A 15,310-nucleotide genomic window follows, 5' to 3' on the forward strand; every position below is an offset into this window, starting at 1 on the left:
TCCCCTTTTTTACAGAGCGTCTTTGCCGGTTTCGCCGGTACGGATACGGATCACATCCAGCAGATCCTGGACGAAGATCTTGCCGTCACCGATCTTGCCGGTGCGGGCTGCGGTCTCGATGGCTTCCAGCGCGCGCTCGACGATGGCGTCGTCCACCGCTGCCTCGATCTTGGTCTTGGGCAGGAAATCGACCACATACTCGGCGCCACGATAGAGCTCGGTATGGCCTTTCTGACGACCGAAGCCCTTGACTTCGGTCACGGTGATGCCTTGCACACCGATCGCGGAGAGGGCTTCACGCACCTCGTCCAGCTTGAACGGCTTGATGATCGCAGTGATCAGTTTCATACGAACCTCTTGTTAGAAAGTTTTGCTGATGGAGACGACGACGCCGTTCTTGCCGACGTTCTTGGCACCGTCCGATGCCGGGGTGGTAGCGAAGCCATCCTTCATGTCGGTACCGACATAGGCCACGCCCAGGGTAATGCCGGCGACTTCGTCGAAGGTCTTGGACAGGCCGATCTTCCAGTCGGTGTAGCTGGCCTCGCTGGGGTTGCCGCGCACGTTCTGGTGACCGACGTGCAGACCCAGCATCACGCCGTAGAAGGTCTCGAAGTTGGCACCCAGGTCGTAGTACTGGCTGTACTTGCTGTTGACCGCGCCGAACAGGTTGGTCAGCGATTGCGAATACTTGAAGTAGGCCGGGCCGTAACCGATCTGGCCATACAGTTCGAAGGTATTGGCGTTCTTCAGGCCGGCATTGGCCAGGGTGTTGCCCGGGTAGTAGTAGTACAGGCCGCCGACGTCGTAGGTGAAGCCGCCGCCGATGTCACCGCGCTTGCCGCCGTAGATGTCCCATTCGACATCGCCCTTGGTATCGGTACCGGTCAGTGCGCCAGCGTCCTTGATCCACTTGATGTTGGTCAGCCAGGTGCCGGCGTACAGGCCGGTCGGGTTGTGCGTATAGTCAGCGCCAACCTGCAGGGCCGGGTCGAAACGCGTCTGGGTCAGGCCGCGGTAGCGGTAATCGCTCACGACCGCAGCGTTGAAGCTCAATTCATTGTCTGGCTTGGCGTCCTCTGCACGGGCCACGGTAGAAACGAAGGATGCTGCGATGGCTGTTGCAAGAATCAGTTTCTTCATGACTTTCCCTCTGGTTTGTGTTTAACAGTTAAGTCTTTTAGTCTTTTGCCCAAACCATGTAGCAGGAGCCGTGCCATGTCCTTTCGGCAAGGCAGACTTGTGTTTTTGCTGGAAAGCGGAGATTTACAACGATTTTTTTCGACACCAGCTTCAAAATAGTGCACTCGAAGCGAAAATGCACGACCTTGGTGCGATATTGATTGCTTTTTGATAATCCTGCGTCAAACGAGGCAAACACATTTTGGTGCGTGGGCCCGGGGCGAAGCCAAAGTCACCAAGTCGGAGCATTTCCTGAAGGAAAATTCTTCACTTTCCGGCACCCGCTCGCAAAAAAACGGTCTCATCAGGGCATCGCGTTTTGAGGATGGCTGCGAAACCGCTAAACTTGCAGCTTAGCTATCTGCCAAGGAGATCCGACATGGACAAGCCCCCATTTTTTGAAGACCTGCAATCCAAGATCAACAAGGCGATCGAGAATTCTCCGGCCAAGGACATCGAGAAGAACGTCAAGGCCATGCTGAGCCAGGGTTTTGCCAAGCTGGACCTGGTCACGCGCGAGGAATTCGACATCCAGGCCCAGGTGCTGGCCAAGACCCGCGCCCGCCTGGAAGCGCTGGAAGCGCGTGTTGCCGAGCTTGAGGCTCAGCAAAAACAGACCCCATGACCCTGGCGACAACCCACTCTTCCCTTCTTCCCCCTCCCCTTTTCCCTTCCAGCACACTGCCGGGCTCGTTGCGATGAGCCTGGCGGTCTTGCGCAGCCGCGCGCTGGCCGGCATGGCCGCCCCACCGGTGACGGTGGAGGTGCATCTGGCCAATGGCCTGCCGGCCTTCACCATCGTCGGTCTTCCCGAAGCCGAAGTGAAGGAAGCCAAGGACCGCGTCCGGGCGGCGCTGCAGAATGCGCGGTTCGAATTCCCGGCACGACGTATCACAGTCAACCTGGCGCCTGCCGACCTTCCCAAGGAATCCGGGCGCTTCGATCTGCCCATCGCACTGGGTATCCTCGCCGCCTCCGGGCAGATTCCCTCTGACCATCTGGATGACTATGAATACGCAGGTGAACTGTCGCTATCGGGCCAATTGCGGCCGATCCGCGGTGCACTGGCGATGACCTGCGCCATGCAACACCCCGGGGAGCCGGACCGGCGGCAACGCGCCTTCATCCTGCCGGTCGGCAATGCCGACGAGGCGGCGCTGGTGCAGCAGGCGACCATCCTTCCGGCCGCGTCGCTGCTGGATGTATGCGCGCATTTCAGCGCCCGCGACGAGAGAGGCCGCCTGCAGCGCCATCGAGGCGCCAACGGGGCAGGAGCGAATGGTCAGCGTCCGGCCTACCCCGATTTCAGCGATATCAAGGGACAGCTCCGGGCCAGGCGGGCGATGGAGGTGGCGGCAGCCGGGGGCCACAGCATCCTGCTGGTGGGGCCGCCCGGGGCGGGTAAATCGATGCTGGCCACGCGTTTTGCCGGCATCCTGCCGCCCATGAGCGAGGCACAGGCGCTGGAGTCGGCCGCCGTCCAATCGCTGGCCGGCCACTTCGACAGCGCCCGCTGGAAACAGCGCCCCTATCGCGCGCCGCATCACACGGCCTCCGCCGTGGCGCTGGTCGGTGGCGGTGGCACGCCCCGCCCGGGCGAGATCTCGCTGGCCCATCACGGGGTGCTGTTCCTGGACGAAATCGCGGAATACCCGCGCAGCGTGCTCGACGTGCTGCGCCAGCCGATGGAGTCGGGCCACATCGTCATTTCACGGGCGGCACGCCAGGCGGAGTTTCCCGCGCGCTTCCAGTTGGTCGCGGCCATGAACCCCTGCCCATGTGGCTTCTACTCCGACCCGACAGGTCGCTGCCGCTGCACGCCGGAGCTGGTCAAGCGCTACCAGCAACGCCTGTCCGGCCCCCTGCTGGATCGGATCGACATGCAATTGCAGGTGGCCGCCCTGACGCCCGCAGAGCTGGGCGCGCCGGGCCAGGGCGAATCCAGCGACGCCATCGCCGCACGGGTGGCCGCCGCCGCCGAGCGGCAATGGCAACGCCAGGGCATGCCCAACAGCCAATTGAGCGGCAGCGCGGTGGACCGGTATTGCGAACCCGGCGCCGAGGGCGCGCAACTGCTGCAACAGGCCATGGTCCGCCTGCAGTGGTCGGCCCGGGCCTATCACCGCGTGCTGCGGCTGGCGCGCACCATCGCCGATCTGGCCGGCACACCTGCCATCCAGGCGGCGCATATTGCCGAAGCGATCCAGTACCGTCGCGCCCTCAATACGGGATGACGCCGCACTGTTGACGCCGCCAGGGCCTGTTGCGATGACCATGCGGCGGCTCTGTATCTTTTGCGACCGCCCTGACGGGCCTAGTCTGTGATGGCTGGAGCGGCGATGACGCCGCTCGCGTCTTTTCCGGAAAGAGCCCGTCCATGCCCACCACCTCCACCCTGCTTGCCTTTGGCGCGATCTGCCTGGGCATGGTGCTCACACCCGGACCGAACATGCTTTATCTGGTTTCGCGTTCGGTCTGCCAGGGCCGCAAGGCCGGGCTGATCTCGCTGGCGGGTATCGCGCTCGGACTGGTGTTCTATATGCTCTGTGCCGCAGGCGGCATCACGGCGCTCGTCATGGCGGTGCCCCTGGCCTATGATGCGCTGCGCCTGGGTGGCGCGGCCTACCTGCTCTACCTGGCCTGGCAGGCGTTGCGGCCGGGTGGGCGCTCCCCCTTCGCGTTGCGCGAGTTGCCGCCGGACAGCCCGCGCAAGCTCTTTGCCATGGGCCTGGTGACCAGCCTGCTCAACCCCAAGATCGCCGTGATGTACCTGTCCCTGCTGCCGCAATTCATCCATGCAGACCAGGGCAGCGTACTGGGGCAATCGCTGGCGCTGGGCATGACCCAGATCGCAGTGGGCCTGAGCGTCAATGCCATGATCACGCTCTCGGCGGCGTCCATCTCGGCCTTGCTGGCCGCGCGCCCGGGCTGGCAGCTGGTACAGCGCTGGCTGATGGGCACGGTGCTGGCCGGGCTGGCCTTGCGCATGCTGATGGAGAGCCGCCGCTAGGCTTGTACTCAGCGCGCCGGCATGATGCGCCGTACGAAGGCCACCAAAATCAGCACCAGCGCGGCCAGTCCCAGCCATTGACCGGTGGACTCGAAGTCGCCCGACACCAGCGCCAGTGGCGCATCCTTGCCGGTGAAGCCGATCACGGCCGCCAGCAGCACCCCGACCAGGCTTTCGCCGACGATCAGGCCGGATGCCACCAGGATGCCGCGCTGGCGCGGCTTGTCGGCATAGGCGTCAAAGTCGGTACCGGCAGCCCGGGCGCGTCGGCGCAGGCCGCGTTCGATCAGCCAGCCCAGTACCGCACCCAGGAACAGGGCGCTGCTGACCATCGGCGGCAGGTAGATGCCGATGCCCACTGCCAGTACCGGCAGGCGCGCCACACCGCCACGACGCGCCAACAGCCAGTCGATCACGATCAGCACGATGCCCAGCGCCACCCCCACACCCAGCATGGTCCAGTTGAGCTCACGGGTGAAGATGCCGGTGGCGATCGCCGTCATCAGGGTCGCCTGCGGTGCCGCCAGCGCCTGCGCCGCATCCATGCCGGCTCTCGGCAAGGCGCCGGTGAAACCGTAGGCGTTGTACAGCAGGTTCAGTACCGGCGGAATGATCAGCGCACCCACCACGCAACCGACCAGCAACGCCACCTGCTGGCGCCATGGCGTGGCACCGACCAGCTGGCCGGTCTTGAGATCCTGCAGGTTGTCGTTGGCGATGGCGGCCACGGCAATGATGGCGGCCGTCACGAACAAGGCCACGGCAATGGCCAGCTTGCTGCCTTCAGGCGTGGCCAGCAGCGGATCGACCGCCCCCGAGACCAGCAGCAGGACCGACACCAGGATCACGGCGACGATGCCAATCCCGGAAATCGGGCTGGACGAAGAACCGATCAGCCCGGCCATGTAACCGCAAGCGGCCGCGACCAGAAAACCGAACACGAAGGCGAATACCACCGCATAGACGACCAGTCCGATGAACAGGCCCGCCGTCACCGGCGTACCCGAGAGGAACGAGGCAAACACCACCGCCAGCAGCGCGATCATGGCCAGGCTGATGACGATGATCCAGCGCGGCGACATGTCCTGGTCGGTGCGCTCGGTGCTGCCCTGCTGGCGGCGCGCCAGCGTCGACAGCGAGGCCCTGACGCCTTCCAGCATGGGCTTGAAGAGCGTTGCCAGGGTCCAGATCGCCGCCACGCCGATCATGCCGGCACCGATGAAGCGCACCTGGCTTTTCCAGAGCCCGTTGGCGAAGTCGGACAGCGCCACGCCGGCAGCATGCGGGGTCACCGCGGTCAGGTACGGCACGGCCACGCCCCAGGCCAGGATCATGCCGATCAGGATGGCAATGCCGGAGACGATGCCAATCATGTATCCCGCGCCGACCAGTGCCAGCGAAAAGCCCATCGTCAGCCTTACCACCGAGGCACCGGCGGTAAGCCACACGCTGATGCTCTCGGCGAACAGCTTCAGGCCGCTGGCGATGACGCTGAAGGCGGCCGCCAGGGTGCCGCCGAAGAGGATGTCCCGCAGCCCGCGGCGGGTCTCTTCGCCGCCATCGGCGTCGGCGCTGCCCACCCGCAGGATTTCGGCCGCCGCCACGCCCTCGGGGTAGGGCAGCGCACTTTGCACCACCATCACCCGCCGCAGCGGGATGGAAAACATCACGCCCAGCATGCCGCCGGCAGCACAGATGCCCAGCGTCTGCAGGAAGGGGAAGCCCTGCCAGTGCCCCATCATCACCAGTCCGGGCAGGATGAAGATGATCGAGGACAGGGTGCCGGCCGCCGAGGCCTGGGTCTGCACCATGTTGTTTTCGAGGATGTTGGCATTGCTGAACAGGCGCAGCACCGCCATCGAGATCACGGCGGCGGGAATCGCCGACGAGAAGGTCAGGCCGACCTTCAGCCCGAGATAGACGTTGGAGGCGGTAAATACCACCGTGATCAATGCGCCCAGCAGCATGCCGCGCAGCGTCAGTTCCGGCAGGCTGGTTTGGTTGTCGTTTTGCATATCCGTAGAGGGTTCCGTTGGGATGCGTTCTTATACCGCAAGAATTGCCGGCCGGCCATCAGACAATGGCGCTTTTTCAGCAGCCCGGGTCGGGCCTGATGCCTTTGCTATGATGGACGCCCTTCCATTCCGGTCTGCCCCATGCGCCTTGTCCGCGTCGCCCTCGTCTCCCTGAGCCTGGCCTGCCTGTGCCTGGCGGCCTGTTCGCCGCGCTACAACTGGCGCGAAACCAGTGACAACGGCGCTCATTTTGTGGTGCTGCTACCGGCCAAGCCGGCCAGCGTCACGCGCCCGGTCGATCTGGACGGCCCCAAGGTGGAGATGAGCATGACCGCCGCCGAGGTGGACGGTCTGACCTTCGCCGCCGGCACCGCTGAATTGCCCGACGCTGCCAGCGCCAGCCGGGCGCTGGACGCCATGCGCACGGCCCTGCTCAACAACATCGGTGGTCAGGTTCAGTCAGGTGCGGCCTGGCCGGGCAAGACCGAAGGCTTTGCGCGCACCGTCGATCTGGACGCCCGAGGCGTCTCCCGCGGTCGGCCGCTGCGGTTGGTGGCGCGCCTGGTCGCCCGTGAGCGGCGGGTGTACCAGATCCTCATCGTGGGCGATGAAAAGGCCTTCACCGAGGAAAACATTGAAACCTTTTTCAGCTCTTTCAAACCAAGCTGAGCGGGGCCATTGCAAGATGACAGAAATCAGGCGACCGGAGTATTCTTGTCGCTGCCCGTCACTCCAAACGGGCAATCCCGCAGGAATGCGGATGCAGTCTGCAGCGCATTTCCACCATGGCCCGGCCCAAGCGGCCGCGCCCGAAGAAACGTTTTCAATCAAAGACCCTGAGGAAATATGCTGATTACATTCAAATCAAAAGCGGCTGCCGATGTGGTGATGTACGAATCACACGCCAAACCCATCCTGGACCTGCTGCACAAGGATCCCGCACGCGGCGTGATCACCGCGGCCGAGGCCGGTGACGCCGTCACCCTGCTGGAACAGCAGATCAATGCCAGCAAGGCGCACGAAGCGGCTGAAGCCCTGGCGCGCGATGTCAACGCCCACCACAACGCCGACACCGACGACCACAACCACGAAAAGATCGAGGCCGTCAGCTTCTCGGCGCGCGCCTATCCGCTGCTGGACATGCTGCGCGAGGCCAAGAAGGGCGGCTACGACATCCTCTGGGGCGTCTGATCCCGTTACACCCCCTGCCAGTCAAGACGGCTGCCGCGATCATCCACCGCGGCAGCCGTTTTTTATTGGTGCCGGCCAGGTTACCCCGCCACACCGACAGGTGTAGGACACCTTGGCGGCTGGTACACTGGCGGCCCGCGCCCTTTCGCCGACCCATGACCGCCGCCAATACCGCAAGCCATTGCCAAGGCGCAACTCCGGTCTGCAACGGGCCTCCTAGACAAGCATAGACGTGATCCAGATTTCCCTTCTTTCTCCCTCGGCCAAGGCCGATTCGCTGGCGTACCAGCTGGCCTACGCGGCCCAGGCCGTGGCCGCCGTACGTGCCGGTCATGCCCTGCCGCAGGCCCTGGCACAGATTTTTGCCCGCAGCGACGCCCCGGCGCCGGCCCGTGGTGCCATCCAGGACCTGAGCTACCGCGCCATGCGCCGACTGGGCCTGACCGACGCCCTGCTGAGCCTGCTGGCCAACAAGCCGCCCCAGCCTGACGTGCTCCACGGCCTGCTGGTGAGCGCCCTGGCGCTGCTGGTAGAAGATGACGAGGCCGGCTATGACAGCTTCACCGTGGTCAACCAGGCCGTCGAAGCGGCCGCCATCAGCCCCGAGATGAGCTTTGCCAAGGGCGTGGTCAATGCCATCCTGCGCCGCTTCCTGCGCGAGAAGGCGGCGCTGATGCCGCAGGCCACCAAGACCCCGCCAGGGACCTGGAACTATCCCACCTGGTGGATCGACCGTCTCAAGGCCGCCTACCCCGAGCAATGGCAGGCCATCCTGCATGCCGGCAACCTGGCGCCACCGCTGACCTTGCGCGTGAACCGCCGCCGCGCCAGCGTCGCCGAGTATCTGGCAGAGCTGCAGCAGGCCGGCATCGGCGCGCGCCAGGTCGGTCCCTATGCGGTGCGGCTGGACCAGCCGACACCGGTGCAGCAGATTCCCGGTTTCGCCGCGGGCGTGGTTTCGGTACAGGACGCCGCTGCCCAGCTGGCCGCGCCACTGCTGGATGTGGCCGACGGCATGCGCGTGCTGGACGCCTGTGCCGCGCCCGGCGGCAAGACTGGCCACCTGCTGGAACTGGCCGATCTCGACCTGCTGGCGCTGGATCACGATAGCCGCCGCCTGCAACGCATCGCCGAAAACCTCGAACGCCTGCACCTGCGGGCCAGCCTCGTCACCGGGGACGCCCGCCAGGACGACTGGTGGGACGGCCAGCCCTTCGACCGCATCCTGGCCGACGTGCCGTGCACGGCTTCCGGCATCGTGCGGCGCCACCCGGATATCCGCTGGCTGCGCCGCAAGACCGACACCGCGCAGCTTGCAACACTTTCTGCGCAAATTCTGGACAAGCTTTGGCAGATGCTGCGACCGAATGGTAAATTGCTGCTCGTAACCTGCTCGCTGTGGCCCCAGGAATCGGAGCAGCAAGCGATCGCCTTCGCGCAGAAACACAATGCCATCCGGTTGCCCGCTCCCGGTCAACTATTGCCGACCGCAGACGCAGAAGCAGACGCCGACCACGATGGCCTGTTCTATGCGCTGTTCCAAAAACCTGGTGCATGAATTTGACGCAATCGGCCCTTCTCCCCTCTCCAGCACGCCGCCTGACCACGGGCTGCGCCCGAGTGCTGCGCGGCATGCTGCCATGGCTGCTGGTGGTGCTGCTGGCCTGTTCCACCCTCACCGCCCAGGCCGCCGAGATCACCGTCAGCCAGGCCAGCATCGAAGCCAGCGACCAGGGCTATCGCCTGTCGGTGTCCTATGACTTCGAATTGAATCGCGGCCTGGAAGACGCGCTTTCACGCGGCGTGCCGCTGTACTTCACGACCGAAGTCCAGCTCACGCGGCGGCGCTGGTACTGGTTCGACGAAACCAGCGTCTCGGCCACACGCACGGTACGCGTGTCCTATAACGTGCTGACCCGGCAATACCACACCGCCATCAGCGGCCAGTTGCAGCAGAGCTTCAGCAACCTGGAGGACGCGATGACGCTGATCCGCCGCCCGCCGCGCTGGATCATTGCCGACAGCAACACCCTCAAAGCCGGCGACGCCTACCAGGTCGGCCTGCGCATGCGCCTGGACGTGGCGCAGCTGCCCAAGCCCTTCCAGGTCAATGCGCTCAACAATAGCGACTGGCGCCTGTCCTCCGACTGGATCGAATTCACCTACAAACCCGAATGAGCCGCACCTTACGCTATCTGCTGGTGGTCGGCGGGGGCGTCATCAGCATCCTGCTGTTCCTGCTGGCCTCGGCCTCCGAAAATTCCGCCCTCTTCGAGCAGCACTACCCGTGGCTGCTGTTCCTCAACGGCCTGGCCGCCATCTCGCTGCTGGGCCTGGTGCTGCTGCTGCTGGGCCGGCTCTACAAGCGCTACCGGCGCGGCAAGTTCGGCTCCAAGCTGCTGGCGCGACTGGTGCTGATGTTCGCACTGGTGGGCATCGTCCCGGGCGCGGTGATCTACCTGATGTCGGTGCAGTTCGTGTCGCGCTCCATCGAATCCTGGTTCGACGTGCGCATGGAAGCGGCGCTGGAGTCAGGCCTGAACCTGGGCCGCAATGCCCTCGACTCCTCGCTGTCGGATCTGGTCTCGCGGGCACGCGGCATCGCCCAGGAACTGTCGGACATGAGCGACTCCGAGCAGGTGACCTACCTCTCCCGCCAGCGTGACCAGAACATGGAAATCACCATCGTCAATGGCAACGGCCAGGTGATGAGTACCGTGGGCGGCGCCATCGGCTCGCTCACGCCGGTGCTACCCAGCACCCAGGCGATGCGCCAGGCACGGGTCTCGCGGGCCTTCTCGGCGGTGGAAAGCGACGATGCCCGCCCCAGCATCGGCGAATCCGATACCGATGGCAACCTGCGACTGCACGTGGTGGTGCTGGTCCCGGCGCCCAGTCGCGGGCTGTCCCTGCAGAGCGAAACGCGCTACCTGCAGATCCTGCAGCCGGTGCCGGATTACCTCGCCACCAATGCCGAAACGCTCAGGCTGGCCTACAACGAATACCAGCAGCGCTCGGTCTCGCGGTCCGGCCTGCGCAAGATCTACCTGGTCACGCTCACGCTCACGCTGCTGCTGGCCATTTTCGCGGCCATCGCCAGTGCCTTCCTGATCGCCAGCGACCTCGCCAAGCCGCTGCTACTGCTGGCCGAAGGCACCAAGGCGGTGGCCGAAGGCAATCTCTCGCCACGGCCCATCGTCAGTACCTCCGACGAACTGGGGACGCTGACGCAATCGTTCAATACGATGACGCGCCAGTTGCTGGAAGCCCGGACCTCCGTCGAAAAGAACCGCGCCGAACTGGAAAACGCCAAGGCCTACCTGGAATCGGTGCTGGCCAACATGTCGGCCGGGGTGATGGTGCTGGACGGCCAGTTCAACATCGTCAGCGCCAACGATTCGGTGCGGCGCATCCTCGGCTATGACTTCTCTGCCGACATCGGCACCCCGTTGCAGACCATCGAAAGCCAGGCCCCCTTCGCCCAGGCCATCATCCGCGCCTTCTCCGAGCAACTGGCCCAGCACAGCGGTGAAGCCGGCGACGGCCTGCACTGGCAGCGGCAGTTCGAACTGTCGCGCCAGCCCGGCGTGAGCTTCGATGCCAATGACGAGCAAGGCGGCAAGCCCGACCACGACAATCTGACCCTGCTGGCGCGCGGCTCGCACCTGCCGGTGGAAAACGGCGTGGGCTACGTGGTGGTGTTCGACGACATCAGCAACGTCATCTCCGCCCAGCGCTCGATCGCCTGGGGCGAGGTGGCGCGCCGCCTGGCGCACGAGATCAAGAACCCGCTCACGCCCATCCAGCTCTCGGCCGAACGCCTGCAGCACAGACTGTCGGACAAGCTCATGCCGGGTGATGCCGCCATCCTGGAAAAAGGCACCACCACCATCGTCAACCAGGTCACGGCCATGAAGCGCATGGTCGACGACTTCCGCGACTACGCCCGCACTCCGCCGGCCAAGCCGGTGGCACTGGATCTGAACGCGCTGATCGAGGAAATCCTCAACCTCTACCTCAGCGGCGACGGTCGCGACGTGATCCACGCCCGCCTGGCACCGCAGATGGCCAAGGTCCTGGGGGATGCCACCCAGATGCGCCAGGTCATCCACAACCTCCTGCAGAACGCCCAGGATGCGGTGGCCGACGATGGCCAGGAGGCGCCGCGCATCGACGTGCTGACCGAGCAGATCGACATCGCCGCCGCCAACGGCCAGCGCCAGCCGGCGGTGCGGCTGTCGATCATGGATAACGGCCCCGGCTTCTCGGCCAAGATCCTGGCCCGCGCCTTCGAGCCCTACGTCACTTCCAAGACCAAGGGAACCGGCCTGGGGCTGGCGATGGTCAAGAAAATCGTCGAAGAACACGGCGGTCGTATCGATATACAGAACCGTACAGAGGGCAGAGGCGCAAAAATTGTAATTTTGCTGGTAAAGTTAGCATCTATTGATCAAGAGACGGTTTCATAGGGAAACCGACCCTACGGCTCAAGATTCGAAAGCACTACGCCGGGGGGACCTGGCAGTTCATCAAGGCCTGCTCGCTAACGCCGCGTTGAGCAGGCCGGCCCGGAACAAGATCGAAAACTTGGACAATGAACTAGCAGCGAGGAAAGCAGCACATGGCAAACATCCTGGTCGTCGATGACGAAATGGGTATCCGCGAATTGCTCTCAGAAATTCTGGGCGATGAGGGACATGTCGTGACCACTGCGGAAAACGCGCAGCAGGCACGCGAGCTTCGCCAGGCCGGAGTACCCGACCTCGTGCTGCTCGATATCTGGATGCCCGATACCGACGGCGTCACGTTGCTCAAGGAATGGCAGCGCGACGGTCTGTTGACCATGCCGGTCATCATGATGTCCGGGCATGCCACCATCGATACGGCCGTCGAGGCCACCCGCATCGGTGCGCTGAATTTCCTGGAAAAGCCGATCGCCCTGCAAAAGCTGCTCAAGGCTGTGCAACAGGGTCTCTCGCACAGCCGCGAGGCGGTGCGTCCGGCCAGCTATCGTCCGGCACCGGTGGCCGCCGTGGCCAATGGCGCCGGCGACAGCCTGCACTCGCCAGAACATGTGGCACCGGTGGCCGCCTACGCCCCGGCCATGGGCAGCGAAGCGCTGCACCACGGCACCCCGGCTGCCGCCCCGTTCGGCCAGGTGGCCGACAACGCCGCCAACATCTCCTTCGACCTGCCCCTGCGCGAAGCCCGCGACGCCTTCGAACGCGCCTATTTCGAATACCACCTGGTGCGCGAGAACGGCAGCATGACACGGGTGGCCGAACGCACCGGCCTGGAGCGCACCCACCTCTACCGCAAGCTCAAGCAACTGGGCGTGGAACCGGGCAAGCTGGCGCGCAAGAATCACTGAGCCAACCGAGTCCACTGGACAGGACGCCACTGTCCACCCACCATCAGGCAGTACAGAACGGGATCGCAGCGCGGTCCCGTTTCTTTTGCTAGTCTGGGTTCGTCCGGCGGCGGGCTCAGAAATTTCCTGATGTTCTTTTCCCGCTGACAGCGGCATCCTGCAGTCATGAGGCAGGGCTTGCCCGGTTGCAATGGATACGCTGGCTGGGCGCGCCATCGATGAACTTCCATGGCAGCGCGTCATCTACCCTCAGCAGGCAAGTGCAGGTGCAAGCCCCCAGCCATGGAATTTTGTGTGGATTGCATGACTTGCAGGCAAGGAACACGACAGGGGCCAAAGTTTTCCGCCCTCCCTGCCGTAACCAGACTCAGGAACGCAAGCGACGCGGCGTTCCCCGAGGGAGCTGTATCGAAGCAGCAGAAATGCACCAGCGGCGCGGCCCGCAAGGGTCTTGAAATTGACGGTGATGGCGCCACTTCCTTTTCGAAGCAGTATTCCAGCATAAGGAGTCACTATGAACCTGATCTACAACAGCGAGCAGTACAGCGTCGTCGAATTCGGTGCCGATACCGACCACGAAGCCTTGCGCTTCGGCGGTTACGAGATCATGGACAAGTCCGGCCAGCGCGAAATCTACATCGATGGCCCGGCCGCCGAACTGTTCCGCAAGGACGTCCAGGAGCTGATCGCCTCCGAGCCGACCATGGAAGACATCGACAACTTCCTGAGCCGCTACGACGTGATGATGCGTCATCCCATGACCTTGCACTGATCGGGTCCATCATCCCGGGTTCAACCCGGTGATCCACGCCGCGCCGCCAGCGCGGCGTTTTTATTTCCAGGTCAGCTTGCTGCCGGCGTGCCACGCGCAGAGTCCATTAAAATGGCGCTTTGTCGCCCATCCCTGGTTTTTCGTGAATTCCTCGCCCATCAGCAGCGCCCAGACCGGCGTACATGAGCAACTGGCCGAACTGGTGGCCCGCCATGCCCAGCACCCCTTCCGCAAACCCGTCACGGACTACAACCAGCGCGCCTTCGACGCCAGCATGCACGCCTGGCAGTCGGCCGGTGCGGCACCGCTGATCCTCGATACCGGTTGCGGCGTGGGTCTGTCCACTCTCAACCTGGCCACGCAATACCCTGATCATTTTGTCATCGGCATCGACCAGTCGGCCGACCGCCTGGCGCGCAACACCCACTGGGACGGCCCGCAGCCGGAGAACCTCTGCTTCGTGCGCGCCGACCTGGTCGATTACTGGCGCCTGGCCCAGCAGACCGGACTGCGCCCGGCCCGGCATTACCTGCTCTATCCCAACCCCTGGCCCAAGATCGGCCACCTGGCGCGACGCTGGCCGGGGCATGCGGTGTTTCCCAGCATCGTGGCCCTGGGCGGCCAGATCGAATGCCGCAGCAACTGGCGCATCTATGTCGAGGAATTCGCCGCCGCGCTGAACCAGTTGAGCGGCCTGTCCGTCCAGGCTGAAGCCTGGCATCCCGCCGCACCGATCACCCCCTTCGAGCGCAAGTACCTGGCCTCCGGCCATGCGCTGTGGCGCTGCGTGGCCGATCTCGACCAGGGGCGGGCGACATGAGCCTCGGCGTCATCGGCCTGGTGCTGGCCGCAGCCCTCCTGCATGCCTCCTGGAACGCCCTGCTCAAGAGCAGCCATGACCGCCTGGCCTCGCTGTCGCTGATGACCATCGGCGCCGGCCTCGGTGCCCTCCCGCTGGTTCTGTGGCGACCGCTCCCGGACGCGGCCAGCTGGTTCTACATCGTCCTCTCAGGCCTGCTGCACACCGGCTACAACCTGTTCCTGATCCGCGCCTACCGGATCGGCGACTTCGGCCAGTCCTACCCGATCGCCCGCGGCTCCTCGCCCCTGCTGGTGGCATTGGGCGCAGCCCTGTTCGCAGCTGAACAACTGGGCAGCACCACCGTCATCGGCATCGCCCTGGTATCGGCCGGCATCGTCAGCCTGGCCAATCTGCGCGCCATGCGCAGTCGCGAGCACCTCTCCGGCCCGCTGGCGGCATTGGCCACCGGCGCCTTCATCGCCGCCTATACCATCACCGACGGCATTGGAGCGCGCCTGGCGGGTGATGCCATCGGCTATGCCGGCTGGCTGTTCGTACTGGACAGCATCCCGCTGGCCCTGATCTACCACCGCAAGCACGGCCGCTCCCCGCTCGTGCTGTCGCAGAAGGAAACCTGGATCGGCCTGGCCGGTGGTGTCATGTCGCTACTGGCCTATGGCATCGTGATCTGGGCGGTCACGCTGGCGCCCATGGGCATGGTCTCCGCCCTGCGCGAAACCTCGGTACTGTTCGCGCTCCTGATCGGCGCCCTCTTCCTGGGCGAAAAGCTCACCCTGCGGCGCGTATTGTCCTGCCTGGTCATCGCCGCGGGTGCGGTGGTGCTGGGCGCGCATCATTGAGCGATCGCCGACGGCTACATCCCTGAATAATTCGGCCCGCCGCCGCCTTCAGGCGTGACCCAGACGATGTTCTGGGTCGGGTCCTTGATATCGCAGGTCTTGCAGTG

The 15,310-nt window shown here is 64.5% G+C and carries 16 protein-coding genes; 12 read left to right on the forward strand and 4 right to left on the reverse strand.

The features are described 5' to 3' along the window. Positions 1–9 precede the first annotated feature (9 nt). Positions 10–348, reverse strand: a complete 339-nt coding sequence (locus tag BTM36_RS01750; RefSeq protein ID WP_006713297.1) for a P-II family nitrogen regulator — start codon at positions 346–348, stop codon at positions 10–12. Positions 349–360: 12 nt separating this feature from the next. Then, complete coding sequence (locus tag BTM36_RS01755) at positions 361–1,143, reverse strand: TorF family putative porin (RefSeq protein ID WP_077234967.1); 783 nt, start codon at positions 1,141–1,143, stop codon at positions 361–363. Positions 1,144–1,561: 418 nt separating this feature from the next. Here BTM36_RS01755 and BTM36_RS01760 point away from each other — a divergent pair, with 418 nt between their 5' ends. The 3 genes from BTM36_RS01760 (at position 1,562) to BTM36_RS01770 (ending at position 4,192) form a co-directional block, all read left to right on the forward strand. Beyond that, complete coding sequence (locus BTM36_RS01760; RefSeq protein WP_006713294.1) at positions 1,562–1,807, forward strand: accessory factor UbiK family protein; 246 nt, start codon at positions 1,562–1,564, stop codon at positions 1,805–1,807. Positions 1,808–1,880: 73 nt separating this feature from the next. Beyond that, positions 1,881–3,416: a YifB family Mg chelatase-like AAA ATPase gene (locus BTM36_RS01765; RefSeq protein ID WP_077234968.1), complete on the forward strand. Its 1,536-nt coding sequence runs from the start codon at positions 1,881–1,883 to the stop codon at positions 3,414–3,416. 143 nt (positions 3,417–3,559) lie between these two features. Next, a complete protein-coding gene (locus BTM36_RS01770; RefSeq protein ID WP_077234969.1) occupies positions 3,560–4,192 on the forward strand; it encodes a LysE family translocator in 633 nt (210 codons plus the stop codon). Positions 4,193–4,200: 8 nt separating this feature from the next. Here BTM36_RS01770 and BTM36_RS01775 read toward each other — a convergent pair whose 3' ends face one another. Continuing rightward, positions 4,201–6,207 carry an OPT family oligopeptide transporter gene (locus tag BTM36_RS01775; RefSeq protein ID WP_077234970.1) on the reverse strand — a complete coding sequence of 669 codons (2,007 nt, stop codon included), beginning with the start codon at positions 6,205–6,207 and terminating at the stop codon, positions 4,201–4,203. Between the two features lie 141 nt (positions 6,208–6,348). On the opposite strand from BTM36_RS01775, the gene BTM36_RS01780 reads away from it, so the two are divergent. The 9 genes from BTM36_RS01780 to BTM36_RS01820 all read left to right on the forward strand — a co-directional run bounded on the left by BTM36_RS01780 (position 6,349) and on the right by BTM36_RS01820 (position 15,203). Next, positions 6,349–6,876, forward strand: a complete 528-nt coding sequence (locus tag BTM36_RS01780; RefSeq protein WP_077234971.1) for a hypothetical protein — start codon at positions 6,349–6,351, stop codon at positions 6,874–6,876. A gap of 177 nt (positions 6,877–7,053) precedes the next feature. Continuing rightward, positions 7,054–7,398, forward strand: coding sequence for a DUF1840 domain-containing protein (locus BTM36_RS01785; RefSeq protein WP_006713251.1), 345 nt, complete (start codon positions 7,054–7,056; stop codon positions 7,396–7,398). 232 nt (positions 7,399–7,630) lie between these two features. Next, positions 7,631–8,956 carry a 16S rRNA (cytosine(967)-C(5))-methyltransferase RsmB gene (gene rsmB / locus BTM36_RS01790; RefSeq protein WP_077234972.1) on the forward strand — a complete coding sequence of 442 codons (1,326 nt, stop codon included), beginning with the start codon at positions 7,631–7,633 and terminating at the stop codon, positions 8,954–8,956. A 74-nt stretch (positions 8,957–9,030) separates the two neighbouring features. Further along, complete coding sequence (locus tag BTM36_RS01795) at positions 9,031–9,576, forward strand: DUF4390 domain-containing protein (protein WP_077234976.1); 546 nt, start codon at positions 9,031–9,033, stop codon at positions 9,574–9,576. Then, positions 9,573–11,867, forward strand: coding sequence for an ATP-binding protein (locus BTM36_RS01800; RefSeq protein WP_077234973.1), 2,295 nt, complete (start codon positions 9,573–9,575; stop codon positions 11,865–11,867). The genes BTM36_RS01795 and BTM36_RS01800 overlap by 4 nt, the downstream gene beginning before the upstream one ends. 152 nt (positions 11,868–12,019) lie before the next feature. Then, positions 12,020–12,769: a response regulator gene (locus tag BTM36_RS01805; protein WP_006713247.1), complete on the forward strand. Its 750-nt coding sequence runs from the start codon at positions 12,020–12,022 to the stop codon at positions 12,767–12,769. Positions 12,770–13,283: 514 nt separating this feature from the next. After that, positions 13,284–13,541: a DUF3567 domain-containing protein gene (locus BTM36_RS01810; protein WP_006713246.1), complete on the forward strand. Its 258-nt coding sequence runs from the start codon at positions 13,284–13,286 to the stop codon at positions 13,539–13,541. Positions 13,542–13,683: 142 nt separating this feature from the next. After that, a complete protein-coding gene (locus tag BTM36_RS01815; protein ID WP_077234974.1) occupies positions 13,684–14,361 on the forward strand; it encodes a tRNA (guanosine(46)-N(7))-methyltransferase TrmB in 678 nt (225 codons plus the stop codon). After that, positions 14,358–15,203 carry a DMT family transporter gene (locus BTM36_RS01820; RefSeq protein WP_006713244.1) on the forward strand — a complete coding sequence of 282 codons (846 nt, stop codon included), beginning with the start codon at positions 14,358–14,360 and terminating at the stop codon, positions 15,201–15,203. Before BTM36_RS01815 ends, BTM36_RS01820 begins: the two co-directional genes overlap by 4 nt. Before the next feature lie 14 nt (positions 15,204–15,217). On the opposite strand, the gene BTM36_RS01825 is transcribed toward BTM36_RS01820, so the two are convergent. Beyond that, positions 15,218–15,310: 4Fe-4S dicluster domain-containing protein (locus BTM36_RS01825; RefSeq protein WP_139347019.1), on the reverse strand; the 93-nt coding region annotated here is incomplete at its 5' end.

Source organism: Herbaspirillum sp. VT-16-41 (assembly GCF_001994935.1).
GTDB classification, from domain to species: domain Bacteria; phylum Pseudomonadota; class Gammaproteobacteria; order Burkholderiales; family Burkholderiaceae_D; genus Herbaspirillum; species Herbaspirillum frisingense.